Below are 24371 nucleotides of genomic sequence, written 5' to 3'. Positions count from 1 at the left end.
GAGGGACTCGAACCCACGACCTGCTGATTACAAATCAGCTGCTCTAGCCAGCTGAGCTACATCGGCGTTATTATTTCGGGTGCAAATATATAATTGTTTTTTTAATATTACAAATAAAATTTGCTCTCATTTTTCAGTAAAAAAACCACCACAAAAGTGATGGTTTCCGTTGAGCCGATAGAGGGACTCGAACCCACGACCTGCTGATTACAAATCAGCTGCTCTAGCCAGCTGAGCTACATCGGCGTCATTACGGGTGCAAATATAAAGCGGTTTTTCAATTTCCCAAAATAAATTTACACTTTTTTACACTTTTTTTTTCTTATAATGCGTTGATTTTTTCAATCAATTGATTAGCAGTTTGTTCTAATTCTACATTAATTTGTTTAAAGTGTGCTTTTTTATTTTCAACGTTCTTTGCGTTCACTTTTGTAATCAAAGTATCAAATGCAGCAATAGCTTCATCGATCAAAGCATTCGTTTCTGGAGTTGGATTTCCTGTTGTTGACATCTCAAACAAGTAAACTGCCTCAATAATATCTCCTAATACGAAGTTGATGTCTTTCTTTAAATTTTTAACGTTTGCCATTTTTATTTTATTTTAATTTGCGTTTGCAAAAGTACATATAATCTTTAATATTTGATGCTAAGAAATGTAAATTTCTAAAATAGAAGCTTTTCCAGTCAAATTAAATACATTTATTGCAGCTGGAACTAATACTGTATCTCCTTTTTTATATGCTTGTTTGAAACCGTCATATTCAATTTCAAATTCTCCTTCGATACACATATAAACTGTAAAAGTATCTCCATTTTTAGAAACTTCTAATTTATTTTCTAATGGAAGAAAATTAGTCGTGAAATAAGGACAATCTACAACTGTATTTGAAGTATTTACTTTAGACTCGTATTTTTTCTGAGTATCTACTTTATTATAGTTAATTGCATCCAAAGCAAGATCTACGTGCAATTCTCTTTTGTTTCCTTGTGCATCTACACGATCAAAATCATATAATCTATACGTGATATCAGAAGTTTGCTGAATTTCGGCAACAACTAATCCTGCTCCAATTGCGTGAACTGTTCCTGTTTCTAAAAAGAAAACATCTCCAGATTTTGCTTTCACATCGTCTAAGATCGAAACCAAAGTATTATCGTGCAAATGCTTTAAGTATTCTTCTTTATTAGAATCTTCTTTAAAACCAACAATAATTCTAGCATCAGCATCTGCCTGCATTACATACCACATTTCTGTTTTTCCAAATGAATTGTGACGTTCTTTTGCTAATTTATCGTTTGGGTGAACCTGAATAGAAAGATCTTCTCTTGCATCCAAATATTTGAAAAGTAGCGGAAATTGTTTTCCAAAACGCTCATAAACTTTAGTTCCTAAAACAGCATCTGGCGTTTCATTAATCAAATCCATAAGAGATTTTCCTTTTAAAGCTCCATTTGCTACCACACTTACATCTCCTTCTACAGTAGATAATTCCCAGCTTTCGCCAGTAATTTTAGAAACGATTGGTTTATTAAGAATTGTTTTTAGTTTTTCTCCTCCCCAGATTCTTTCTTTCAAAATCGGTTCAAATTGCAAAGGGTATAAATTCTGACTCATGTTTTTAGGCTAATATATTTGTTTAATTAATTCTATTCTGATACTATTTTTGTAATCTATGATACTAATTCTTGAACAGTTTCTAAGGCTTTCGGTATATGTTTTGCAGCATTTACACTGTCAAATATCGAAATTACTAAACCATTTCTATCAATAATATATGTAACGCGTCCTGGCAGAAGTCCGAACAAATTGTTACGAACACCAAAAAGCTTTCTTAATCTCTTATCTTGATCTGAGAGCAAAATAAAAGGCAATTGATGTTTAGCTGCAAATTTATGATGTGATTTTACACTATCACTGCTAATACCGATTACCTCAGCTCCCAAATCTTTAAAATCTTCGTATTGGTCCCGAAAACTGCAGGCTTCAGTAGTACAGCCTGGTGTATTATCTTTTGGATAAAAATAAATTACCAGCGGCTTTCTTCCTAAAACGCTTTGGCTTTCAAAAAGTTCTCCATTGTTGTCTTTCGCAGTAAAATTCGGAACTATATCTCCTATTTTTAATGACATTTTTTATTCTCCTTTATAAGTTACAAAATTGCGGTCGGTTTCGTTCAGCACGACTTCTAAATCAAAGTCAGTGTGAATTCGTTGTCTAATTTTATTCCATATCACAACAGCAATATTCTCTGCTGTCGGATTCAAATCTGCAAATTCTGGAACATCCAGATTCAGATTTTTGTGATCAAACGGAATTTCTACTTCTTCGCGTATAATATCCGCTAATACTTTCACATCTAAAACAAAACCAGTTTCCGGGTCAATTTTTCCTGTAACACTTACTGTTAAACCATAATTATGACCATGGAAATTAGGATTATTGCACTTTCCAAAAACAGCGTCGTTCTTTTCAAATGACCAATCTTTTCTATGTAGTCGATGCGCAGCATTAAAATGTGCCTTTCTTGATATGGTTACTCTCATTCTAGGTTTTTGGTTAGTTTGGATTAAAGTTTATGATCTTCTAAATAATGATAAAATTCATCAAAAATTATTTTAAACCAAACGGTATAAATTTCGGGCTGTTTCTGAATATCAGTTTTCACATCTTCAATCTTCATCCATTTCCAATCTTCTACTTCTTCTGTATTAATGTTTGGATTATCATTATAATATCCAATCATTACGTGATCCAACTCATGCTCTGTCAATCCATTATCAAAAGGTGCTTTATAAATAAAATGAAACAGCTCTTTCAAGTCTGTTTTAAATCCCATTTCTTCAAATAATCTTCTGCTTCCCGCTTCGATATTGGTTTCGCCTTCACGCTGGTGACTACAACACGTATTCGTCCAAAGTAAAGGAGAATGATATTTTTGATGTGCGCGCTGCTGTAACATGATCTCATTTTGTTCATTTAAAACAAAAACCGAAAATGCACGGTGCAAAAGCGCTTTTTCATGTGCTTCTAATTTTGGCATTAAGCCAATTTGCTCATCATTTTGATTAACTAATATTACGTTTTCTTCTGTCATAAGTCTTCTTAAGCAAACAAAAATACGAAAAAAGAAATGGCTTAAAAATCCTTAATTGTGATTGTAAAAAACTCAAATCTTAACTAAACTTTATTTCTCTGGTTTACAACAAACTAAATCTCACCTTAAAAATTAAAAGCTGTTAAAATTAAGACATAAAAACTAGATTGTCTCCTTTTACGTAACTAATAAAAAGTTAAAACACACTTAAAAAAATCTGAATTATTTCAAACTCGGCTTTTTGAGGCTTAATCTCATCGTATCTTTGAAATACAAAATGTTAAGCCCTAAAAAAAATACTGATTTTAAATCTATTAAACCTTCACTATTGTTTATGAAATCAAAAACTCAAATTATCAGCCTTTGCTTTTTATTGCCGCTATTCATTTTGCAAGCCTGCGGACAAAACAATAAAAAGGAAACTAAACCAACTTCTATGGAAAATGTCATCAATAAATCTGGAAATCCTTATTATTCTAACACCGATACTACAAAACTAAATATCAGTAACGCAGAATGGAAAAAGGTTTTGCCAGAAGATGTTTACGCCGTAATGCGCGAAGCAGATACAGAAAGACCTTTTACAGGAAAATATTGGAATACTGACGAAAAAGGAACGTATTACTGCGCTTCTTGCGGAAACAGACTTTTTAGATCGACTGCAAAATTTTCAAGCACTTGCGGATGGCCTAGTTTCTTTGAACAAGAAAATAAAAAAAGCATTGTTTTTAGGGAAGATAATTCTCTGGGAATGGAAAGAATCGAAGCTTTATGCGGACGATGTGGCGGGCATTTAGGTCATTTATTTGATGATGGTCCCGCTCCTACTGGAAAACGCTATTGCATGAACTCAATTGCTCTTGACTTTATTCCTGACAACAAATAATCTGATTATGAAAAATATACTTTTAATATGTTTATTTGCGCTTTCGCTAAATGGCATTTCGCAAAATAAAAAAGCATCAAATCTAGAAACCATTACGCTTGGCGGAGGTTGTTATTGGTGTGTTGAAGCCGTTTATGAAAATTTAGATGGTGTAAAATCTGTAGTCTCAGGTTTTTCAGGAGGAAATGTTGCCAATCCAACTTACGAAGAAGTTTGTACAGGAGAAACAGGTCATGCCGAAGTGGTTCAGATTACGTATGATAAAAACGTGACGGATATAAATGAAATCTTCAAAGTCTTTTTTACCGTTCATGATCCAACAACTTTAAACCGTCAAGGCGCAGATGTTGGAACACAATATCGTTCGGTGATTTTTTATAAAAATGCTGAACAGAAAAAAGCTGCCGAAAGCATCATTTCAGAATTAAATAAAGCAAAAGTCTATAAAAGCCCAATCGTAACGAAAGTGGAACCTTTTAAAGTTTTTTATAAAGCCGAAGATTATCATCAGAATTATTATTCAAACAATAAAAATCAGCCGTATTGTAAAATGGTAATTCAGCCAAAACTGGAAAAATTTGAAAAGGTTTTTAAAGACAAACTGAAAAAGAAATAAAGAATATTAACCGATATTCTAAAGAGGCTGAATTAAAAGACATCTCTTTTGTAAGCTTCGGAGAAGCGAAATATTTATAGCAAGATTCTTTTCACAATACAAAGCTCCGGAGGAGCGACATATTTTTTATAATCTAATATATGTCGCTCCTCCGGAGCTTTTTTATCTGTCATATTGAAATTCTATAAATATTTTACCCCGCTGGGGTTTGCTGATAGAATATTTATAAATACTGGGTTTCTATTTTAATTGAAAAAATATTTTTTCTTTTTTTATATTTTTTTGTCCAATTCTGAAAGTTCGATTGTTATTGAGGTATTAACATTAAAAAATATACATCATGGAAGCTAGAATTAATTTATTCGAAAAAGGTCAAAAAGCAGTTAGTACATTATTTGGAATTAGCGGTTATTTGAAAAAATCAACAATCGAGAGATCTCTTATGGAATTAGTAGATTTCAGAATATCTCAAATTAACAATTGCGCATATTGTTTAGATATGCACTCAAAAGAAGCCATAGCTCATGGCGAAACTACTCAGCGTTTATTTGGATTAAGCGCTTGGAAAGAAACTCCTTATTTTACAAAAAGAGAAAGAGTTGCTCTTGCTTTCGCGGAAGCGGTAAATGCCTGCGATGTTCCAGACGAAATTTATGACATAGCCAAAACTGAATTTACAGAAGACGAATTAATCGATCTTACACTTGCCGTTGCCGCAATCAATGCTTGGAATCGTCTTAATATTACTTTTGCTAATACGCCAGGATCTTACAGAGTTGGCCAGTTTGGATAATTTGGATACTGTTTTTATTCTCTAAAAACGATTAACTTTATATTTCTTAAAATAAATTGATCATTATAAAACATAAAGAAATGAATGAATTTTTATTGATTTTCAGAAGGGATTTTATAACAAAAGAAACGCAACCTTCTCCAGAAGAATTACAACAGCATTTTCAGCAGTGGCAAAACTGGTTCGGAAGTCTTGCGGCGCAGGATAAACTGGCAAGGCCTCTGCAACGTTGGGACGGACAAGGAAAATTGGTCAACTCTAAAGGGGTTACAGACGGTCCGTTTGTTGAAATTAAAGAATCGATTGGCGGATTAATTATTATTAAAGCCAAAGATTATGACGAAGCTGCCGAAATAGCGCAAGGTTGTCCTGTTTTACATTTTGGAGGAAATGTCGAAATTAGAATGGCCGTTTAATTTGAAATAACTAATATCAAAAATGCCTTTGTATTTTTACTTAGGCATTTTGTTTTACACTATGGAGAATCAAGAACTTATACCTCATTTATTTAGAACTGAATATCAGAAAATTGTTTCGGTATTATGCAGTTTATTCGGAATTCATCATATCGAAATTGCCGAAGATATTGTAAGCGACACTTTTCTAACGGCTTCTGAAACTTGGGCGATAAAAGGAACTCCAGAAAATCCAACAGCATGGCTTTATACTGTTGCTAAAAATAAAACCAAAAATTACTTGAAACGCAATACCGTTTTTGAAACTAAAATCGTTTCCGAAATAAAACACAATACTCCATTAAATAATCCAGAAATCGATCTTGATTTATCAGATCAAAATATTGCCGACAGTCAGTTGGCGATGATTTTCACGGTTTGTAATCCGTGTAATTCTGAAGAAGCTCAAATTGCATTGGCTCTTAATTTATTATGCGGTTTTGGAATCAGCGAAATCTCCGATGCTTTTTTATCTAATAAAGAAGTCATTTATAAAAGAATAAATCGCGCAAAAGAAAAACTGAAAGAAGAAAATATAAAAATCCAAAATCCGAATCAATCTGAAGTTAAAGACCGAATACAAACTGTTTTGAAGACTATTTATCTTTTGTATTCTGAAGGTTATTATTCTGTTTCACAAAATACTACTTTGAGAAAAGATCTTTGTACCGAGGCTATGCGTCTTACCTATTTATTAATTCAAAACGAAAACACCAATCTCCCAGAAACAAATGCTCTAATGGCTTTAATGTGTTTTCATTCATCAAGATTTGATGCTCGAACTGGAGATAATGGAGAAATTATTTTATACGAAGACCAAGATCAATCGCTTTGGAATCAGGAATTAATAGATCGCGGAACTTATTTTTTGAGTAAATCATCTACTGGAAACACGCTTTCAAAATACCATTTAGAAGCAGGAATTGCTTATTGGCATACTATTAAACAAGACAGTCCTGAAAAATGGACAAATATCCTCGAATTGTACAATAATCTTATTATTCTAGAATACTCAACAATTGTTGCGCTCAACAGAACATACGCTTTAGCAAAAGTAAAAGGCAAAGAAGAAGCCATTCGCGAAGTCGAAAAATTAAACTTAACCGACAATCATTTTTATTATTCTTTACTTGGAAACCTATATTCTGGTGTAGATTCTGCAAAAGCGCTTCAGTATTTTGAAACTGCACTCAGCTTAGCCAAAACAATTTCTGATAAAAACGTTATCAGCAGAAATATAGAACTGCTTCAATAAATAAGGGAAATGATCTTTTCATTTCCCTTTTTTACATTTTATTTTTTAGACTATTGTTTTGCTACTTTCTTAAATCTCATCACTGGAATATCTCCTTGAATTAAATTTAGTTTTCCATCTTTATCAATAGAATAACTTGTAATTTGTTTTATTTGTTTTAAAAAGACTTGTTCCCCACCACCGTCACAAAACATCATTGTTGTTGGACCTGCTTCGCCAAAAGTTAAAGATTTTCCGCTTAAAGTATAAGGAGCACTATAACCGTTGCATCCATTATTGCCATAAACCCTTGTTTCTTTTTGATCAAAAGTAAGCTGTGGTTTTTTGTTCGGATATAGGCCTTCAAAAGCAATTCTTGGTCCCGAAATATATTCTAATTCCCAAGTTGTATCAAAAAGATTACCTGCGCTTGCAGTATCTTTTGATGTCTTACATGAAGCAAACAATAAGGTTAAAACTGAAACGACTGCAAGTGTGTATTTTTTCATAAAATGTAATTTTAAGATTAATGTAATTTGTTTTTTGAAGATTAAAATTATGCTATAAACATTCCGTTCTCAATATTCGTGCCTAGTTACAAGTTTCATTATATCACAAGTAGTATTTTTCTATCTCGAAGTTACACCATTTTATTCAAAATCTTACAAATCAAATATTTAAATTCGAATAAGAGGATGCATTTTTTTCGTAATTTGCATCAATCAAAAAACCAAAAAAATGAAGCAATTTCTATTATTGTTTGTCTTTGCATTGACTTTTTCAACTATTCATTCGCAAGAAAATCTTCCAACAGACTTCCTTTCAAAAGAATTTCATCAAGAAAGACGTGAAGCTTTTCGTGCTTTAATGCCCGCAAATTCTGTAGCGGTTGTTTTTTCATATCCCGAAAGAGTTTTTTCAAAAGACATTAATTACAATTTTCATCAAAATCCTGATTTCTATTATTTAACAGGATATAAAGAACCCGATGCGGTTTTATTAATTTTTAAAGAACCTCAAGGAACTGAAAAATATAGTGAAGTTCTTTTTGTGAGAGAAAGAAATGCAACACAGGAAACATGGACCGGAAGACGTTTAGGCGTTGAAGGCGCAAAATCTAAATTAGGTCTTGCTACTGTTTTTAACGGAAAAGATTTCAAGGATTTTGCTATTGATTTTAAAAAATTTGACAAAATAGTTTACGATAAAATCCCGACAGATATTAAAAACAATAAATCTGGTTTTGATCTTTTTGGGTTAATAGAAACTTTCAAATCTAAAGCTTCAATAACTACTGAAAACGAAGCTGCAACTGAACTTTTTAATACAATAACCAATTCTTTAAGAGAAATAAAAACTCCAGAAGAAATTGATTTGATGCGAAAATCAGTAAAACTTTCTTGTATTGCCCATAACGAAGTAATGAAAGCAGTTGGCCCAAATATGAGCGAAAATGAAGCCGACGGAATTCACGCTTACATTCATAGACATTATGGTGCAGAAGGCGAAGGTTACCCGCCAATTGTAGGAGCTGGAGCAAATGGATGCATTTTACATTACGGAGATAATAATGCAACAAAAATTGATAATCAATTATTATTGATGGATGTTGGCTCTGAATATCACGGTTATTCTGCAGACGTTACCAGAACAATTCCTGCAAACGGAAAATTCAGCCCAGAACAAAAAGCGATTTACGAATTGGTTTATGAAGCTCAAGAAGAAGTTTTTAAAATCTGTAAAGAAGGAACTCTATTTCAGGATTTAAACAAAAAAGCCAGAGAAGTTATTGCAAATGGGCTTATTAAATTAGGAATTATTACAGATCCAAAAGATGCCAGAATCTATTATCCGCACAGCTGTTCACATTTTCTTGGTTTAGATGTTCATGATAAAGGAAATTATATGAGCGCTCTAAAAGAAAACATGATTTTTACAGTTGAACCTGGAATTTATATTCCAGCAAATAGCAAATGCGATAAAAAATGGTGGAATATTGGCGTTCGTATCGAAGATGATATTTTGATTACTAAAAATTCATACGAAAATCTTTCTGCAGAATCTCCAAGAAAATGGCAAGATATCGAGGCTTTGGCGAAACAAAAAAGCACATTTAATGATATGAAGTTTCCGAAAATATAAACCCTGAAAAGTTTTTAAAAGCAACTTAAAAATACTTATAAAACCATTAGTAAATAAAAAGTATTTACTAATGGTTTTCCATATAATTTCATAAATATTCGGATTAAAACCCAAAACAAATACGCTACAACCAAGAACAAGACTAATAGTTTAATTTTAAAACATTCCACATCTCTTTTTTTCGTAAATTAGTAGTCCCAAAATAGACGCTATTTATCGCACTTCAATTTCCCAAACCAGTGAAGGTGAGCCGAAAAAAAACGACGGATTCAAACAGGCGACATGGGGATCTGCAATACCTAAATCTAAGGATCTCACATCTTCAAAATGAAATCCAATTTTTCTAGCTAAATATCCTAACCGTAATTTTTCGAATTAGGAAAAATCTGCCTCTTCGCATTAATTTAAAAAAATGCATTGCAAGAGAACTTTGTCTTTTCCATAAAACGCAACTATGATAAAGCTCTCAAAAAGAATACGCAATAAACAATTCTGGAAAAATTTAACCAATAAAAAAGAAATGAAATGAAAACAATTAAAAAGAATTTAATGTCTCTGCTCATACTATTACTTTTGATATTAAGTGTGAATATCTATGCGCAAGACCCTTTAAAAGTAGCACCTAACACATATAAAAAAGTACTTCTTGAGAATGAAAGAGTAAGAATAATGCAAGTTGAGATTACTCCGGGAGAAACAATTCCATGGCATCATCATCCTGACCACACCATCTATGCATTGACTGATGGAAAAATTGAAATAACCGATAAAGGCAAAGCTCCCATTATTATGGATATTAAAGCCGGGGATGCCATGTATATACCTGCAGTCACACATATGGCAAAAAATTTAGGAGATACAACTGTGAATTTGATTGTAACAGAAATAAAACCTAAAGTTAAAAAATAAACCATTAGAGGTATCTCAACCTTTTTAATTTAACTCAAAGTAACAACCTGAATTCAAGTTGTTACTTTTTTTTATTTTTAAGATTATCCTTTAAAATGGAGCCAATATATTTTCCGTTCTTTGTAAACTCAAAAAACTAAAAATGAAAGCACTTACCTTCTCTTCTTTCGGAGATTCAGATGTTTTAGAATATATCGAAATCCCAAATCCTCAACTAAAAAACGATGAGATTTTAGTCGAAATGAAAACCATCGGATTAAATTTTGCCGATGTTTACAGACGAAAAGGAAATTATCATTTAAAAGGAAATCCGCCTTTTATTGCGGGTTACGAAGGGGCTGGAATTGTTGTTGATGCCAATAATCATCCAGAATATAAAATTGGAGATCGCGTGGCTTTCGCCGATGTTCCTTTCGCCAATGCAGAATTAGTTGCTGTAAATATCAATCATGTTCTTCCGTTGCCAAAAGAAATTTCGTTTGAAACGGCAGCTTCTGCCTTATTACAAGGTTTAACAGCACATTATCTAGCTACCGACAGTCATAAAACAGCAAAAGACGAAACTGTATTAATTCACGCTGTTGCGGGCGGCGTTGGGCAGATTTTAACGCAGATCAGTAAACTTTTGGGCGCTCAAGTTATTGGTCTAACTTCATCTGCAGAAAAAGCAAAAGCGGCTTACGAACAAGGCGCTGATCATGTCTTTTTATATAATGAAGATTGGAAATCTGAAATTTTCAAAGTTGTTCCAAAAGGCGTTGATGTAGTTTACGACAGCATTGGAAGCACATTGACAGATAGTTTTAAAGTCACCAAAGAATGCGGACAAGTAGTTTTCTTCGGAATGGCTGGCGGAGATCCTGAACCAGTAAATCCGAGAATGCTAATGGACACTTCTAAAACCTTAACGGGAGGCGATTTGTGGAGTTATTTAAATTCTAAAGAAGAAAGAATAAAAAGAGCCAATCAATTATTCAGCTGGATTATTGATGGAAAAATCAAACTTTCTGAACCGACTTCTTTTAAATTATCTGAAGGAAAATTGGCGCACGATTATCTGGAAAGCAGAAAAAGTACTGGGAAAATTATATTGATTCCGTAACGAATCGTCTTTTTTGTCATCCTGACGAAGGAAGGATCACACTAATAATTCGACAAAGATTGGCGACATTCTGTGTGGAGTTTCTTGTGTGATCCTTCCTTCGTCAGGATGACAAACTTTGAGATTAAATCAACTAAAGCTGATCTACTTCAATTTTTGTCAATTCTGATAATTCTAAAATTCGGCCGACATCTTCTTTATTTGCTATAAAAAACAAATAATTGTCTCCATTTGTATTATAGCTCATCAACTCCAAATTTTGTTTTTCTAAAGCCGATTGAATGTATGGAAACAAATCATGACTATATGTTTCTTCGGGATAATCGAAAGTGAAATCTTCGCCAATTAAATCAGAAATAAAATATTCTGCGTCTTCAGGATCAAATTTCCAGTCGCTGTTCCAAGCATCAATACTTTCAAAAAAGGCAAAATGATCTTCTACCATATCATAATAATCTTCTGCTGGTTTCTTGAAGTTTTTAAAGAGTTTTTTAGCTTCCTTTTTTAATTCTTTTTCTTTAATATTTTCTCTCGAAACTAATTTTATAAATTCTTGGAAAGTTTCTTCTGTTACTTCTTCGCTTTCTACCAAATTTTCAGTTGAAGGAAGCTCGACTGTTTTCGGAATTTCGATATTTAAATACTCACAGATTCCTTGCAAAACCAGTTTAAAGTCCCTAATTCCTATTTCCTCACTTTCATTCTTGGGATTATTTACATCAATTAACTCGCTTTCCAGTAATCCTTTAGTGTAATCAAAAAAGTGTTTTCCTGAATACAGCATCTTGAAATCGTTAATTTCTAAACTATTGGTACAGCAAAAAAATAGTAGAAAGTTTTTTATAGAACGTTTAAAGAACTTTTTCTCTTCTAGCGTTGGTTCCGAATAAAATTGAATATGTATAAAATCATATTCCAAACCTTCCTGGATTGTTTCATCAGTAAGAGTTGTGATATTCATTTTTTTATAAAGCTCATTTAAAACTTCATACGGATTATTAAAGCCTGCTTTTTTTATTTCTGCATTTCCTTCCTCATGATCCAATGAACCTGGAAAGTAAAATAAATTCACAATCACATTTTCTTGAATTCCTTTTACTTTAAATTCAAGACTAGATTGCTGATTAAATAAATACGAGTAAATTGGATCTATAACATCAAAAGAAATGATGGATTTTGGATCGTTATTTCTATTAAATAAATTGGAGAAAAAGCTCATTTATAATATTTAGTATTAAAAACTAATCGTTAGAATATTTAAAACTCTGATTCATTTTATCGAAAGGAATTACTTCGTTAACAATCGATTCCAATTCATGATCTGTTAATAATCCTCTCGCCGATTCTACAATTTTTGGCGAAACATTTATTTCATAATCAATAATATCTCGTTTTAAAATTTCTTCTAAAATCGAATTCTGACGATCGGTTAAATATTTTTTATGCGATTTGAAAACAGCTTCGATATCTTCTCTAAATTCTTCGTCGCTCAATTCGTTGTAAATGTCTTGTTTAGACATATCAATCAATAAAACTTTGAAGATAAAATCCTGAAGATTTTTTGCCAGATAATTCACTTCATTCATGTCATGCCAAACGAAGACAATTGGCACATCACCATTATTTTCTTCGTTTAAGAAAAAGCAATAATGATCGCCGCCGCCGCTTTTAGCAAACGGAATAAATTTAAATTCCGGAAATATATTGCGATAATCTTCTGGATCTCGAAGTTCTTCGATTTCTTCGGCAACAGATTTTAAATTCAATGATTCAAAATCATACGAATGTAAAAGCAAAGGCGGATTCTCTTTTAAAGTAGGATAAACCTCTGTATACCAATTTGGACCATATTCTCCGACATCCAACATGCCGTCTGCGTCTAACTGTTTGTATAAGAGCGGAAATTCAAATCCGTATTTTTTTTCGATTTCTTGTATTGTCATCTTTGGGGGAATATTCTATTAAAATCAGAATACTAAGATAACAATCTTTTCCTACATGAAAAGTGCGAAGCCAATTATTTCAAGGATTCAGCGATGATAAAGATGTTTTTTAATCTGTAGAATACTCAAAACTAGTATCCATTTTATCAAAAGGAATAACTTCATTAATTATTTTATTCATTTCTATATCGGTCAATAACCCTCTTGCGTCTTCATTGCCATAAGAAAATGAAATTTCATAATCTATAATTTCACGTATTAATATATTTTGCAAAATATCTTGTTCTTTATCTGTTAAATATTTTGCGTGAGATTTAAGTACATTCACAAGATTATTTCTGAATTCTTCATCATTAACCTTATTAAAAGTATCTTGCTGAGACATATCTTGCAAAATCATTCTAAAAATAAAATCCTGAAGGTTTTTAGCCATATACTCTGCTTCATTATCATCATGATAAAGAAAAACTACAGGCAATTCGCCTTTATTCTCTTTATTCAAAAAGAAGCAATAATGATCTCCAGCTGCATTGTGTGCAAACGGTATGAATCTAAATTCCTCATTTATGTTTCTATAATTATCAGGATCCATAAGTTCTTCGATTTCTTGAGAAACTGATTTTAAATTCATTAGCTCAAAATCATAAGAATGCAAAAGTAGAGGCGGATTATCTTTTAATTTTGGATAAATCTCAAAATACCAATTAGGACTAAATTCTCCCCAATCTAGCATTCCGTCTACATATAACTGCTTATACAAAGAAGGATACTCAAATCCATATTTCTTCTCAATTTCTTGCGGTGTCATTTTATCATATTTAAAAGTTAAAAAACTTCACAAATATAATAATTTTACTACAAAAAATAATTGAGTTATTTCAATGCTTCGGCAATCATCAACGCACATTTTTCGCCATCGATAGCAGCAGAAATAATTCCTCCTGCGTAACCTGCACCTTCTCCGCAAGGATATAAACCTTTGATTTGTAAATGCTCTAAAGTCATAGCATCTCTCGGAATTCTAACTGGTGACGAAGTTCTACTTTCTGGTGCATGTAAAATGGCTTCATTGGTTAAATAACCACGCATTGATTTTCCAAAATCCTGAAAACCTTGGCGCATAATTTGAGTTAAAAATCCTGGAAAAACCTGTCCCAATTCAACTGAAGTCGTTCCCGGAACATAAGAAGTTTTTGGAATATCTGCTGAAACTTTGCTTTTCGTAAAATCGATCATTCGCTGTGCTGGAACTTTTTGAGTTTCTCCTGCCAAATGCCAAGCTTTTTGTTCGATGCTTTTTTGAAATTCCATTCCTGCCAAAGCTCCAAATTTTGCAAAAGGTTTAAAATCTTCCAATTTCAATTCAACCACAATTCCAGAATTTGCTGTTGACTGATCACGTTTAGATGGCGACCAACCATTTGTAACCACTTCACCCGGACTTGTTGCACATGGCGCAATTACACCTCCGGGACACATACAGAATGAATACATTCCGCGCCCGTTAACTTGTTTTACAATAGAATATGGAGCTGGTGGCAAATGTTCTCCGCGGAAATCACAGCTGTATTGAATACTGTCTATTAATTCCTGAGCATGCTCTGCACGAACTCCTAAAGCAAAAGGTTTTGCTTCTATTAAAATTTTCTTTTTGTCTAATAATTCAAAAATATCACGTGCCGAATGTCCAGTTGCCAAAATCAATTTGTTGGCGTGAATTTTATCTCCGTTTTGAGTTACGATTCCTTCAACTTCATTGTTCTTTACTAAAATATCGTCTACACGAGTTTCAAATAAAACCTGACCGCCAAATTCCCTAATTTTATTTCTAATGTCTTCAATAATTTTAGGCAATTTATTAGTTCCAATATGCGGATGCGCTTCAACCAAAATATCTTCTGAAGCTCCAAAAGCTACCAGAAGTTCTAAAATTCTAGTTACATCACCTCGTTTTTTAGAACGCGTATATAACTTTCCGTCAGAATATGTTCCTGCTCCGCCTTCACCAAAACAATAATTAGAATCTTCATTAACGATATGTTCACGGTTTATCGCTTTCAAGTCACGACGACGGCCTCGAACGTCTTTTCCACGTTCTAAAACTATTGGTTTTAAACCTAATTCAATTAATTGCAATGCCGCAAAAAGTCCTGCTGGACCTGCTCCAACCACTATAACTTCTTGCGCATTCGAAACGTCCTTATATATAGGAAGCTCGATTTTGGTTTCCTGAAAAGGTTCGCCTTTTAAATAAATAAGAACTTTCAAATTAATTTTAATCGCTTTCTGACGTGCATCAATTGAGCGTTTTAAAATTGAAACGTGCTGAATTTCTTGAGCAGAAACTTTGATTTGCTTAGACAAATGGTCTTTTAGCAATGATTCGTTTGCAGCAATTTCTGGTGTTACTTGAAGTAAAAGTTCTTTAGGCATTTTTGTGTTTTTATTCTATTAGCTTTTCTTTCTATGAAAAGAACATGCAAAAGTACTATTTTGAAATGAGATTTTATATTTACTCTAAAATTTGCACGCAGATTTAGTACAAATCAAAGCAAATTTTCAGCACAAAGAATATCGTAGAGACGCACTGCAGTGCGTCTAACATATTACAGGCACACCTTGCGTAGACGCACTGCTGTGCGTCTCTACATAGAACCTTTAAGAAAGACTTTGTATCTTTGTTCCTAACAACCTTTGCACCTTATAAAAAAATGTCAAGAAAAATAAAACTAATTTGGGATTTCCGTGGACCAGCTTCTGCAAAAACTGCCGAGCACCACGAAATTCATTTAAAAGAATATATCGCAATCGAAAAATTGCCACTAAATATTACGGGATTTAAAATCATCGACGAAATGTACGCCATAGCTTTTATGGTTGTAACCGACGAAAATATGATTCAAGTAAGAGATGCTTTGAAACCGCATCGAGGGGAACTCTACGAGTAGTTTTCAGTTTTCAGTCACAGTTTACAGTTTTGTACTGAGACTAATTTTAAGTCGCAGTTTACTGAGACTGTAAACTGCAACTGTAAACTTTATTTAATTCGCTACTTCGCTGATAAACTTAATACGCATCAAACGTAATTCGTCAATATCGTAGTCGCCATCAAATTCTTTAAGAGCGTCTTCTATTTTATCTGATTCTGATTCCATGAAGTAATCGTGAATTTCTTCTTGCTGATCATCATCTAAAATATCATCTAACCAATATTTGATATTCAGCTTAGTTCCAGAATAAACAATTTGTTCCATTTCTTTGATCAAAGCATCCATCGTTAAACCTTTCGCAGAAGCTATATCACTTAATGGAAGTTTTCTATCAATATTCTGAATGATATATAATTTGTTGGCAGAATTTACTCCGGTAGATTTTACTACTAAATCGTCTGGACGAATAATATCGTTATCATCAACATAACGGCTGATTAAAGCAACGAATTCGCTTCCATATTTTTTGGCTTTTCCTTCTCCTACACCATGAATATTGTATAATTCGGTGATAGAAATAGGATATTTAAGTGCCATATCTTCAATCGAAGGATCTTGGAAAACTACAAATGGTGGAACTCCAAGTTTCTTAGCCACTTTTTTACGAAGTTCACGAAGCATTCCAGTTAGAACTTCATCTGCAGTTCCTGATGATTTTCCACCAGTTACAATAGTTTCGTCATCGGCTTCAGTATATTCATGGTCTTCAGACATCATAAATGAAACTGGGCTTTTAATAAAATCTAAACCTTCTTGTGTAATTTTTATAACGCCGTATGTTTCAATGTCTTTAGACAAATACCCTGTAACTAAAACTTGTCTTAATAATGCCATCCAATACTTCTCATCATGGTCTGAACCAGAACCAAAATAAGGCTGAGCATCTGTTTTATGCGCTTTAATTACCGCATTGATTCGGCCAATTAAAGTAAAGACAATTTCTTTTGATTTGTAAATATGTTTGGTATCACGAACAATTTCAAGCAATTTAACTACTTGTTCTTTCGCTTCTACTTTATGTTTTGGATTACGAACGTTGTCATCCATATCGGCACCTTCGCCTGTTTCGCTGTCAAATTCTTCTCCGAAATAGTGAAGAAGGAATTTTCTGCGCGACATTGAGGTTTCGGCGTAAGCCACAACTTCCTGTAAAAGGGCAAAACCAATTTCCTGTTCGGCAACTGGTTTTCCAGACATAAATTTCTCCAGCTTTTCTACATCTTTATAAGAGTAATAAGCCAAGCAATGTCCTTCTCCACCGTCACGTCCAGCACGCCCGGTTTCTTGGTAATAGCTTTCAAGCGATTTTGGAATATCGTGGTGAATTACAAAACGAACGTCTGGTTTATCAATTCCCATTCCGAATGCGATAGTCGCCACAACCACATCTACATCTTCCATCAAGAACATATCCTGATGTTTTGCACGTGTTTTTGCGTCTAAACCTGCATGGTAAGGAACAGCGCTGATTCCGTTTACTTGTAAAACTTCGGCAATAGATTCTACTTTTTTACGGCTTAAGCAGTAAATAATTCCAGATTTGCCTTTATGTTGTTTGATAAATCGAATAATATCCGACTCGATATTTTTTGTTTTTGTACGAACTTCATAGTACAAGTTCGGTCTGTTGAATGATGCTTTAAAAGTATTAGCATCAGACATATCAAGGTTTTTCAGGATATCTTCCTGAACTTTTGGGGTTGCAGTTGCAGTAAGACCAATAATTGGCACTTTACCTAATTGCTTAATAATGTGTCTTAGATTTCTGTATTCTGGTCTAAAATCATGTCCCCACTCTGAGATACAGTGCGCTTCGTCGATAGCGACAAAAGAAATTGGCACACTTTGCAAGAAAGCAACATATTCTTCTTTTGTTAAAGATTCTGGAGCAACATACAAAAGTTTAGTCAATCCAGAAGTAATATCTTTTTTAACCTGTGCAATTTCTGTTTTGGTAAGTGAGGAATTTAATACGTGAGCAATTCCATTTTCAGACGAAAGACTTCGAATTGCATCAACTTGGTTTTTCATCAAAGCAATCAGAGGAGAAACAACAATTGCTGTTCCTTCCTGAATTAAAGCGGGTAATTGATAACAAAGAGACTTTCCACCGCCCGTAGGCATAATTACGAAAGTATTTGTTTGACCTAAAATACTCGTAATAACTTGCTCCTGCAAGCCTTTAAATTGGCTAAAGCCGAAATACTTCTTTAATTCTTTATGTATTTCAATTTCGTTTGAATTCATTCTCTATATTAATGGTATTTTGTATAAATTTGCAACACATAAAGATACAACTTTCTTTTATACATACAAATTTTAAATATTCTGATTTGATCACAAAAGAAAATATATTGGCAATTGCCAAAAAAACAATACTCTCTGAAAGTGAAGCAATTACAAAATTAATTGATTTTCTGGACGAAAATTTCTACGAAGCAGTCCAGCGTATCTATGAAACCAAAGGTCGTTTAATCGTTACGGGAATCGGAAAAAGTGCCATCATTGCTCAAAAAATGGTCGCTACTTTTAACTCTACAGGAACTCCTTCTATGTTTTTGCATGCTGCAGAAGCAATTCATGGCGATCTTGGAATGATACAAAATGATGACATCATTATCTGTATTTCGAAAAGCGGAAATAGTCCGGAAATTAAAGTCTTGGTTCCATTATTAAAGCGATTTGGAAACACCTTAATTGCGATCACAGGAAATGTAACTTCATTTTTAGCAAAAGGCTCAGATTATATTTTGAATGCTACAGTTGATGTGGAAGCTTGTCCAATTAACTTAGCTCCTACAAACAGCACTACAGCGCAACTTGTTATTGGTGATGCTTTAGCAGTCTGTTTGATGGAAATGCGTGATTTTAAACCAGAAGATTTTGCAGTTTATCATCCAGGCGGCGCATTAGGAAAAAAACTATTGCTTCGTGTAAAAGATATGATCGAAAACTCACTAAAACCAACCGTAGCTCCTGATACATCTGTCAAAAAAGTGATTTTTGAAATCTCTGAAAAAAGACTTGGTGTTACAGCTGTTGTTGAAAATGATAAAATAATCGGAATTATTACCGATGGAGATATTAGACGAATGTTAAACGATCGGGATTCGATAGCAGATTTAACAGCTAGGGATATCATGACGATAAACCCAAAAATGGTTTCGTCTGAGACAATGGCTGTTGATGCACTGAATATATTAGAAGATTACTCGATTACTCAGTTAATTGTTTCTGACGAAGGAACATACAAAGGCGTTTTACATTTACATGACATTTTAAAAGAAGGAATCGTATAATGGCAAAAAAAAATCTTGGCGAAATGTCATTTTTGGATCATCTTGAAGAATTAAGATGGTTATTAGTTAGAAGTACACTTGCAACATGCATCATGGCATTTGTTACTTATTTTATTAGTGATTATTTATTTGATCAAATTATTTTAGGTCCAATTAGACCAACATTTTTTACTTATGTTTGGTTTTGCGACCTATCACATTCTTTGGGATTCGCAGACAGCATTTGTATTACAGAACTGAATTTCATTATTCAGAATACCGAAATGGAAGGTCAGGTAAACATCTTTGTATGGATGTGTCTTTTGGCCGGATTTATTTTGAGTTTCCCTTATATTTTATGGGAAATCTGGAAATTTATCAGTCCAGCTCTTTATGAGAAAGAGAGAAAAAATGCGAAACTATTCATTTTCGTTTCATCTTTACTTTTCTTCTTAGGAGTATTGTTTGGGTATTTTGTAGTAATTCCCATGTCTGTAAATTTCGTGGCTACTTTCTCTGTGAGTGATATTGTAAAAAACCAATTCACACTCGAGTCTTATATGGGAATGGTTAAAACGAGTATTTTAGGAAGTGCAATCTTTTTTGAATTGCCAATCGCTATTTATTTCTTAACGAAATTAGGATTAGTAACTCCTGAATTCTTGAGAAAATACTGGAAATATGCTGTAGTAATTATTTTAATTATCGCCGCAATTGTAACTCCGCCAGACGTTGTAAGTCAGACTATTGTTGCAATTCCGATGTTAATTATCTATGAAGTCAGCATCCTTATTTCGAAAATTGTTTATAAAAATAAATTAAAAGAAAATGCCTGATATAATTCAAGAATTTAACGACTATCGTTCTAAAATGAACGAAAAACTGCTTGCTGACAACAACAAAATTGTTAAGCGAATTTTTAATCTTGACACCAATGCTTACGCAGAAGGCGCTCTTGATGTAAAAACAAAAGAACTTTTAGGCTTAGTTGCATCTACTGTTTTAAGATGCGACGACTGTGTAAAATACCATTTAGAAACAAGTTATAAAGAAGGGGTTTCTAAAGAAGAAATGATGGAGGCTATGGGAATCGCAACTCTTGTTGGAGGAACAATTGTTATTCCTCATTTAAGAAGAGCTTACGAATTCTGGGAAGCTCTTGAAGAAGCAGGAAAATAAATAATTGTTAATACGTTTAACTGTTGAATCGTTTATTTGTTAATTTGCAACGAATAAACGATTTATCGATTAAACGATTAAACTTAAAAAATGAAATTAAGAGCCGATAATTTAATCAAAACTTATAAAGGACGTAGTGTTGTAAAAGGAATTTCTGTTGAAGTAAATCAAGGAGAAATCGTAGGTCTTTTGGGACCAAATGGAGCTGGAAAAACAACCTCTTTTTACATGATTGTGGGATTGGTAAAACCAAATCAAGGAAATATTTATCTTGACAATTTAAACATTACCGATTATCCGATGTACAAACGTGCACAGCAAGGAATTGGTTATTTGGCACAAGAAGCTTCTGTTTTTAGAAAATTAAGTATTGAAGACAATATATTGAGTGTTTTACAATTAACAGACCTTTCTAAAGAAGCACAAATTGCCAAAATGGAAAGTTTAATTGAAGAATTCAGTTTAGAGCATATTCGCACCAACCGAGGCGATTTACTTTCTGGAGGTGAGCGTCGTCGTACCGAAATTGCACGTGCTTTGGCAACCGATCCAAAATTTATTTTATTGGATGAGCCTTTTGCTGGAGTTGACCCTGTTGCGGTTGAAGATATTCAGCGAATTGTAGCACAATTAAAAAACAAAAACATCGGAATCTTAATTACCGATCACAACGTTCAAGAAACGCTTGCTATTACTGATAAAACATACTTAATGTTTGAAGGAGGAATTCTTAAAGCAGGAGTTCCAGAAGAATTAGTAGAAGACGAAATGGTTCGTCGTGTTTACCTTGGACAAAACTTCGAGCTTCGTAAAAAGAAACTGGAATTTTAAAAAAGTATTCAGTCGCAGTCTCAGTTTACAGTCTCGCAAATACTGTAAACTGAGACTATGACTGTAAATCATTCAACGGTAATAAACTGCAATTGTTCTAAATCGCCATTGTAAATATTGACATCAACACGATGTTTAATTCCTGGCAGAGAAGCTTTTTCTGTAAACTGCCAAAACAGCCAATCATCTTCAATTTTTTCTCTGTAGAAATTATAATTGGCAATCCAGAAAAGATATTCGCTAAATTCTTCTTTTAAAAAATCAGAATAATATCTTTCTCCAGAATAAATTATAGGGCGAACTTGATAATGTTTCTCAACTTTATTCAGCCAACGCTTCAAACCTTTTTTCAAACTATCTAAAGGCTGATTTTTAGGCAATTTTTCGATATCTAAAACTGGCGGAAGATCTCCTTTCTGCAATTTTACTGTTTTGATAAAAAGGTCCGCTTGTTCGATAGAATTTTCATTCGGGCGATAATAGTGATAAGCACCGCGCATGATTTTGTTCTCCTTTGCTCCTTCCCAATTTTTTTTGAATTGTCTATCAACACGATCATTTCCAGCTGTAGCGCGAATAAAAACGAATTGAACAGGATATTTTTCGTCCAAAATTTCAACTTCATCCCAATCGACTTTGCCTTGAAATTCAGAAACATCGATTCCGATTACCTTTCCTTTATGATTTTCAAGAACACGAATGTTTCGAACATCAGAAAGGTGTTTGTCAACCTCATCTTCGTCTAAAACTTTTTCCGATTTAAATCCTAAATAATAAGCCAAGCCTTTGCGATAATGATATATTATCCCAATGAATAAAAGTGCAAAAAAAATCAAAAGAATAGACCGAAAAAGTCTGCTTAGAAAAGATCTTCCAGCTGGTTTTCTTGAATATGTTTTACGGTAAGTTGTTTTTCTTGCCATTAAATAGAACTATTTTTTCAAAAACAGATTATTTACAATTGACAACAATACATAGAAAGCAATAATTAATGGAATTGCAATGTAATGAAGCAAAACAATCATTAATACAGAAATAATCAAAAACACAATTTGAAGCGCATTTTCTTTCAAACTGAATTTTTTAATTTTTAAAGCAAACAACGGAATTTCAGCATTTAAAATATAAGCACTACATAATGTTATCACTAATAGAACCCATTGATTGGTTAAAATCTCCAAAATCATAAGAGAATCTGAAAATGAAATTACCAAAGGAAGGCTTAAAATAAACAATGCATTCGCTGGAGTCGGCAACCCGATAAAAGAATCTGTCTGGCGAGTATCAATATTAAAATTAGCCAAACGATAGCAAGAACCTAGAGTGATAATAAATCCTAAAAACGGAATTGCAGGATGTGTTCCTAATTCGTGTGCGCTGTTAGTAAACATGCTGTACATTACGTATCCTGGAGTTACACCACTGGTTACCATATCTGCAAGAGAATCTAATTGCAATCCAAGCGGACTTGAAACTTTAAATAATCTGGCAAAAAAACCATCAAAGAAATCAAAAAAGATTCCTAGACAAACCATATAAAAAGCCATTAAATAATCGCCTTCAGAAACAAAAACAATTGCAACGCAACCGCAGAAAAGATTTATTAATGTAATAAGATTTGGAATGTGCTTTTTGATATTCATAGTTTGAAATTTTGATAATGGTAGAGAACAAATTTAGCATAATAAGTCAATGCGAAACGAGTTTTTGTAATAGTTTTTTATTTCTAAGCTCGACTTTCAGAATATTTAGGGAAATGAACTTATTAGATGAGTAAATTATTATATTTTTGATAAAAATTAACACAGACTTCTGTCTGCAAAAAATAATCAGTTGAAGAAGCTTTTCGCATTTATATTATTTTGGAGTTTCACTTCGCAATACGGCCAGACCGTTCGAAAATATTCGAACGAGTTTATGAATATTGGTGTCGACGCAGCTGCATTAGGAATGTCAAGTACAGTAGTTGCTTCAACAAAAGATGTTAATGCTGTTTACTGGAATCCTGCGGGATTAACACATCTTGAAGATCATGAAATTGCTTTAATGCATGCCAGCTATTTTGCGAATATTGCGCAATATGACTACATTGGTTATGCAAGCCCAATTGATGATCAAAGTGCTTGGGGAATTTCGATGATTCGTTTTGGAGTCGATGATATTATGGACACTACCCAATTAATCGACAATCAAGGAAATATCGACTATAACAGAATCAGCCTTTTTTCTACAGCTGATTATGGTTTTACTTTTTCTTATGCGAGAAAACTTCCTGTTGAAGGATTTCAATACGGCGTAAATGCAAAAGTAATTCGAAGAATAATTGGAAAATTTGCCAATTCTTGGGGATTTGGATTTGACATCGGACTTCAGTTTGAAAGAAACGATTGGAAATTCGGATTAATGCTTCGAGATATTACGACGACTTACAATATCTGGAATATTGATGAAGAAGAATATGCAAAAATTGCAAATGCTATTCCGGGAGAAAATAATGAATTACCAGAAAGCACAGAAATAACATTGCCAAAAGCACAATTAGGAGTTTCAAAAAGATTTGATTTTCATAACGAATGCAGTCTTGTTACCTCAGCAAACTTAAATATGCGATTTGAACAGACCAATGATATTATTTCATCAAAAGTAGTAAGTATAGACCCAGCTCTAGGGTTTGAATTTGGTTATACTGATTTAGTTTTTGTGAGAGCCGGCGCAGGTAATTTTCAGAATGTAACGCAATTGGATAATACCGAAAAAGTGAATTTTCAGCCTAATATTGGTTTAGGATTTAGATACAAAGGCATTCAAATTGATTATGCTTTGACGGATTTAGGAAATCAAAGTACAGCATTATATTCTAACATATTTTCTTTGAAAGTAGATTTAGGAATCTTTAGGTAAATTATAAACCATAAAAT

General features: G+C 33.2%; 27 protein-coding genes and 1 tRNA gene. 14 read left to right on the top strand and 14 right to left on the bottom strand.

What is annotated here, in order from left to right; translation table 11 throughout:
* Positions 1-172 precede the first annotated feature (172 nt).
* From DM444_RS07415 to idi, 6 genes are all read right to left on the bottom strand, one after another.
* Positions 173-246, bottom strand: a tRNA-Thr gene (locus tag DM444_RS07415).
* Between the two features lie 76 nt (positions 247-322).
* The gene (locus DM444_RS07410) at positions 323-589 is read right to left on the bottom strand and encodes a hypothetical protein (protein WP_012022371.1); all 267 of its coding nucleotides are present in this window, start codon (positions 587-589) and stop codon (positions 323-325) included.
* 57 nt (positions 590-646) lie between these two features.
* A complete protein-coding gene (locus tag DM444_RS07405) occupies positions 647-1615 on the bottom strand; it encodes a type I phosphomannose isomerase catalytic subunit (protein WP_111285166.1) in 969 nt (322 codons plus the stop codon).
* A gap of 56 nt (positions 1616-1671) precedes the next feature.
* On the bottom strand, positions 1672-2130 hold the full coding sequence (locus tag DM444_RS07400) for a peroxiredoxin (RefSeq protein WP_111285164.1): 459 nt from the start codon (positions 2128-2130) through the stop codon (positions 1672-1674).
* Positions 2131-2133: 3 nt separating this feature from the next.
* Positions 2134-2544 carry a 6-carboxytetrahydropterin synthase gene (locus DM444_RS07395; RefSeq protein WP_111285162.1) on the bottom strand — a complete coding sequence of 137 codons (411 nt, stop codon included), beginning with the start codon at positions 2542-2544 and terminating at the stop codon, positions 2134-2136.
* 23 nt (positions 2545-2567) lie between these two features.
* Positions 2568-3095, bottom strand: a complete 528-nt coding sequence (gene idi, locus DM444_RS07390) for an isopentenyl-diphosphate Delta-isomerase (protein WP_111285160.1) — start codon at positions 3093-3095, stop codon at positions 2568-2570.
* Between the two features lie 334 nt (positions 3096-3429).
* Between idi and msrB the strand changes: the two genes are divergently transcribed.
* The 5 genes from msrB (at position 3430) to DM444_RS07365 (ending at position 7100) form a co-directional block, all read left to right on the top strand.
* Positions 3430-3981, top strand: a complete 552-nt coding sequence (gene msrB / locus DM444_RS07385; protein WP_111285185.1) for a peptide-methionine (R)-S-oxide reductase MsrB — start codon at positions 3430-3432, stop codon at positions 3979-3981.
* A 7-nt stretch (positions 3982-3988) separates the two neighbouring features.
* The gene (msrA, locus tag DM444_RS07380; RefSeq protein ID WP_111285158.1) at positions 3989-4597 is read left to right on the top strand and encodes a peptide-methionine (S)-S-oxide reductase MsrA; all 609 of its coding nucleotides are present in this window, start codon (positions 3989-3991) and stop codon (positions 4595-4597) included.
* Between the two features lie 340 nt (positions 4598-4937).
* Positions 4938-5390, top strand: a complete 453-nt coding sequence (locus DM444_RS07375; protein WP_111285156.1) for a carboxymuconolactone decarboxylase family protein — start codon at positions 4938-4940, stop codon at positions 5388-5390.
* Positions 5391-5470: 80 nt separating this feature from the next.
* Complete coding sequence (locus DM444_RS07370; protein WP_111285154.1) at positions 5471-5806, top strand: YciI family protein; 336 nt, start codon at positions 5471-5473, stop codon at positions 5804-5806.
* A gap of 61 nt (positions 5807-5867) precedes the next feature.
* Positions 5868-7100 (top strand): RNA polymerase sigma factor, encoded by a 1233-nt coding sequence (locus DM444_RS07365; protein ID WP_111285152.1) that lies wholly within the window; start codon positions 5868-5870, stop codon positions 7098-7100.
* Between the two features lie 50 nt (positions 7101-7150).
* Here DM444_RS07365 and DM444_RS07360 read toward each other — a convergent pair whose 3' ends face one another.
* Positions 7151-7588, bottom strand: coding sequence for an META domain-containing protein (locus DM444_RS07360; protein ID WP_111285150.1), 438 nt, complete (start codon positions 7586-7588; stop codon positions 7151-7153).
* Positions 7589-7817: 229 nt separating this feature from the next.
* On the opposite strand from DM444_RS07360, the gene DM444_RS07355 reads away from it, so the two are divergent.
* The 3 genes from DM444_RS07355 (at position 7818) to DM444_RS07345 (ending at position 11232) form a co-directional block, all read left to right on the top strand.
* On the top strand, positions 7818-9221 hold the full coding sequence (locus DM444_RS07355) for an aminopeptidase P N-terminal domain-containing protein (RefSeq protein ID WP_111285148.1): 1404 nt from the start codon (positions 7818-7820) through the stop codon (positions 9219-9221).
* 525 nt (positions 9222-9746) lie between these two features.
* Entirely contained in the window at positions 9747-10130 is a 384-nt protein-coding gene (locus DM444_RS07350) for a cupin domain-containing protein (RefSeq protein WP_111285146.1), read from the top strand.
* 142 nt (positions 10131-10272) lie between these two features.
* The gene (locus DM444_RS07345) at positions 10273-11232 is read left to right on the top strand and encodes a quinone oxidoreductase family protein (protein ID WP_111285145.1); all 960 of its coding nucleotides are present in this window, start codon (positions 10273-10275) and stop codon (positions 11230-11232) included.
* 133 nt (positions 11233-11365) lie between these two features.
* Here DM444_RS07345 and DM444_RS07340 read toward each other — a convergent pair whose 3' ends face one another.
* The 4 genes from DM444_RS07340 to DM444_RS07325 form a co-directional block, all read right to left on the bottom strand.
* The gene (locus tag DM444_RS07340; protein ID WP_111285143.1) at positions 11366-12451 is read right to left on the bottom strand and encodes a DUF6630 family protein; all 1086 of its coding nucleotides are present in this window, start codon (positions 12449-12451) and stop codon (positions 11366-11368) included.
* A gap of 22 nt (positions 12452-12473) precedes the next feature.
* On the bottom strand, positions 12474-13175 hold the full coding sequence (locus DM444_RS07335; RefSeq protein WP_111285141.1) for an SMI1/KNR4 family protein: 702 nt from the start codon (positions 13173-13175) through the stop codon (positions 12474-12476).
* 109 nt (positions 13176-13284) lie between these two features.
* Positions 13285-13983: an SMI1/KNR4 family protein gene (locus DM444_RS07330; protein WP_111285139.1), complete on the bottom strand. Its 699-nt coding sequence runs from the start codon at positions 13981-13983 to the stop codon at positions 13285-13287.
* A gap of 65 nt (positions 13984-14048) precedes the next feature.
* Positions 14049-15608 (bottom strand): NAD(P)/FAD-dependent oxidoreductase, encoded by a 1560-nt coding sequence (locus tag DM444_RS07325; protein ID WP_111285137.1) that lies wholly within the window; start codon positions 15606-15608, stop codon positions 14049-14051.
* Positions 15609-15886: 278 nt separating this feature from the next.
* Here DM444_RS07325 and DM444_RS07320 point away from each other — a divergent pair, with 278 nt between their 5' ends.
* The gene (locus DM444_RS07320; RefSeq protein ID WP_111285135.1) at positions 15887-16123 is read left to right on the top strand and encodes a hypothetical protein; all 237 of its coding nucleotides are present in this window, start codon (positions 15887-15889) and stop codon (positions 16121-16123) included.
* A 93-nt stretch (positions 16124-16216) separates the two neighbouring features.
* On the opposite strand, the gene DM444_RS07315 is transcribed toward DM444_RS07320, so the two are convergent.
* Positions 16217-18412, bottom strand: coding sequence for a RecQ family ATP-dependent DNA helicase (locus tag DM444_RS07315; protein WP_111285133.1), 2196 nt, complete (start codon positions 18410-18412; stop codon positions 16217-16219).
* A gap of 86 nt (positions 18413-18498) precedes the next feature.
* Here DM444_RS07315 and DM444_RS07310 point away from each other — a divergent pair, with 86 nt between their 5' ends.
* From DM444_RS07310 to lptB, 4 genes are all read left to right on the top strand, one after another.
* Complete coding sequence (locus DM444_RS07310) at positions 18499-19464, top strand: KpsF/GutQ family sugar-phosphate isomerase (protein ID WP_162614934.1); 966 nt, start codon at positions 18499-18501, stop codon at positions 19462-19464.
* Positions 19464-20279: a twin-arginine translocase subunit TatC gene (tatC, locus tag DM444_RS07305; protein ID WP_111285131.1), complete on the top strand. Its 816-nt coding sequence runs from the start codon at positions 19464-19466 to the stop codon at positions 20277-20279. Before DM444_RS07310 ends, tatC begins: the two co-directional genes overlap by 1 nt.
* On the top strand, positions 20272-20622 hold the full coding sequence (locus tag DM444_RS07300; protein WP_111285129.1) for a carboxymuconolactone decarboxylase family protein: 351 nt from the start codon (positions 20272-20274) through the stop codon (positions 20620-20622). The genes tatC and DM444_RS07300 overlap by 8 nt, the downstream gene beginning before the upstream one ends.
* 90 nt (positions 20623-20712) lie before the next feature.
* Positions 20713-21453 (top strand): LPS export ABC transporter ATP-binding protein, encoded by a 741-nt coding sequence (lptB, locus tag DM444_RS07295; RefSeq protein ID WP_111285127.1) that lies wholly within the window; start codon positions 20713-20715, stop codon positions 21451-21453.
* A 68-nt stretch (positions 21454-21521) separates the two neighbouring features.
* Here the strand turns inward: lptB and DM444_RS07290 are convergent, their stop codons facing one another.
* Together DM444_RS07290 and DM444_RS07285 are read right to left on the bottom strand one after the other, a co-directional pair.
* Positions 21522-22376 carry a glycoside hydrolase family 25 protein gene (locus tag DM444_RS07290; RefSeq protein ID WP_111285125.1) on the bottom strand — a complete coding sequence of 285 codons (855 nt, stop codon included), beginning with the start codon at positions 22374-22376 and terminating at the stop codon, positions 21522-21524.
* 9 nt (positions 22377-22385) lie between these two features.
* Entirely contained in the window at positions 22386-23096 is a 711-nt protein-coding gene (locus tag DM444_RS07285) for a CDP-alcohol phosphatidyltransferase family protein (RefSeq protein WP_111285123.1), read from the bottom strand.
* 190 nt (positions 23097-23286) lie between these two features.
* Between DM444_RS07285 and DM444_RS07280 the strand changes: the two genes are divergently transcribed.
* On the top strand, positions 23287-24354 hold the full coding sequence (locus DM444_RS07280; RefSeq protein WP_455423262.1) for a putative type IX sorting system protein PorV2: 1068 nt from the start codon (positions 23287-23289) through the stop codon (positions 24352-24354).
* Positions 24355-24371 lie beyond the last annotated feature (17 nt).

This window comes from Flavobacterium ginsenosidimutans, from assembly GCF_003254625.1.
GTDB lineage: Bacteria > Bacteroidota > Bacteroidia > Flavobacteriales > Flavobacteriaceae > Flavobacterium > Flavobacterium ginsenosidimutans.
The sequence above is the reverse complement of the archived record's forward strand: the minus strand, read 5'-3'. Positions and strand labels throughout refer to the sequence as shown.

Coding starts and splice junctions, on each gene's coding strand:
- DM444_RS07350 (WP_111285146.1), top strand. CDS start 9,747: ATGAAAACAATTAAAAAGAATTTAATGTCTCTGCTCATACTATTACTT.
- DM444_RS07355 (WP_111285148.1), top strand. CDS start 7,818: ATGAAGCAATTTCTATTATTGTTTGTCTTTGCATTGACTTTTTCAACT.
- DM444_RS07340 (WP_111285143.1), bottom strand. CDS start 12,451: ATGAGCTTTTTCTCCAATTTATTTAATAGAAATAACGATCCAAAATCC.
- msrA (WP_111285158.1), top strand. CDS start 3,989: ATGAAAAATATACTTTTAATATGTTTATTTGCGCTTTCGCTAAATGGC.
- DM444_RS07320 (WP_111285135.1), top strand. CDS start 15,887: ATGTCAAGAAAAATAAAACTAATTTGGGATTTCCGTGGACCAGCTTCT.
- DM444_RS07410 (WP_012022371.1), bottom strand. CDS start 589: ATGGCAAACGTTAAAAATTTAAAGAAAGACATCAACTTCGTATTAGGA.
- idi (WP_111285160.1), bottom strand. CDS start 3,095: ATGACAGAAGAAAACGTAATATTAGTTAATCAAAATGATGAGCAAATT.
- DM444_RS07405 (WP_111285166.1), bottom strand. CDS start 1,615: ATGAGTCAGAATTTATACCCTTTGCAATTTGAACCGATTTTGAAAGAA.
- DM444_RS07345 (WP_111285145.1), top strand. CDS start 10,273: ATGAAAGCACTTACCTTCTCTTCTTTCGGAGATTCAGATGTTTTAGAA.
- msrB (WP_111285185.1), top strand. CDS start 3,430: ATGAAATCAAAAACTCAAATTATCAGCCTTTGCTTTTTATTGCCGCTA.
- lptB (WP_111285127.1), top strand. CDS start 20,713: ATGAAATTAAGAGCCGATAATTTAATCAAAACTTATAAAGGACGTAGT.
- DM444_RS07315 (WP_111285133.1), bottom strand. CDS start 18,412: ATGAATTCAAACGAAATTGAAATACATAAAGAATTAAAGAAGTATTTC.
- DM444_RS07335 (WP_111285141.1), bottom strand. CDS start 13,175: ATGACAATACAAGAAATCGAAAAAAAATACGGATTTGAATTTCCGCTC.
- DM444_RS07325 (WP_111285137.1), bottom strand. CDS start 15,608: ATGCCTAAAGAACTTTTACTTCAAGTAACACCAGAAATTGCTGCAAAC.
- DM444_RS07285 (WP_111285123.1), bottom strand. CDS start 23,096: ATGAATATCAAAAAGCACATTCCAAATCTTATTACATTAATAAATCTT.
- DM444_RS07400 (WP_111285164.1), bottom strand. CDS start 2,130: ATGTCATTAAAAATAGGAGATATAGTTCCGAATTTTACTGCGAAAGAC.
- tatC (WP_111285131.1), top strand. CDS start 19,464: ATGGCAAAAAAAAATCTTGGCGAAATGTCATTTTTGGATCATCTTGAA.
- DM444_RS07370 (WP_111285154.1), top strand. CDS start 5,471: ATGAATGAATTTTTATTGATTTTCAGAAGGGATTTTATAACAAAAGAA.
- DM444_RS07290 (WP_111285125.1), bottom strand. CDS start 22,376: ATGGCAAGAAAAACAACTTACCGTAAAACATATTCAAGAAAACCAGCT.
- DM444_RS07360 (WP_111285150.1), bottom strand. CDS start 7,588: ATGAAAAAATACACACTTGCAGTCGTTTCAGTTTTAACCTTATTGTTT.
- DM444_RS07395 (WP_111285162.1), bottom strand. CDS start 2,544: ATGAGAGTAACCATATCAAGAAAGGCACATTTTAATGCTGCGCATCGA.
- DM444_RS07300 (WP_111285129.1), top strand. CDS start 20,272: ATGCCTGATATAATTCAAGAATTTAACGACTATCGTTCTAAAATGAAC.
- DM444_RS07330 (WP_111285139.1), bottom strand. CDS start 13,983: ATGACACCGCAAGAAATTGAGAAGAAATATGGATTTGAGTATCCTTCT.
- DM444_RS07375 (WP_111285156.1), top strand. CDS start 4,938: ATGGAAGCTAGAATTAATTTATTCGAAAAAGGTCAAAAAGCAGTTAGT.
- DM444_RS07365 (WP_111285152.1), top strand. CDS start 5,868: ATGGAGAATCAAGAACTTATACCTCATTTATTTAGAACTGAATATCAG.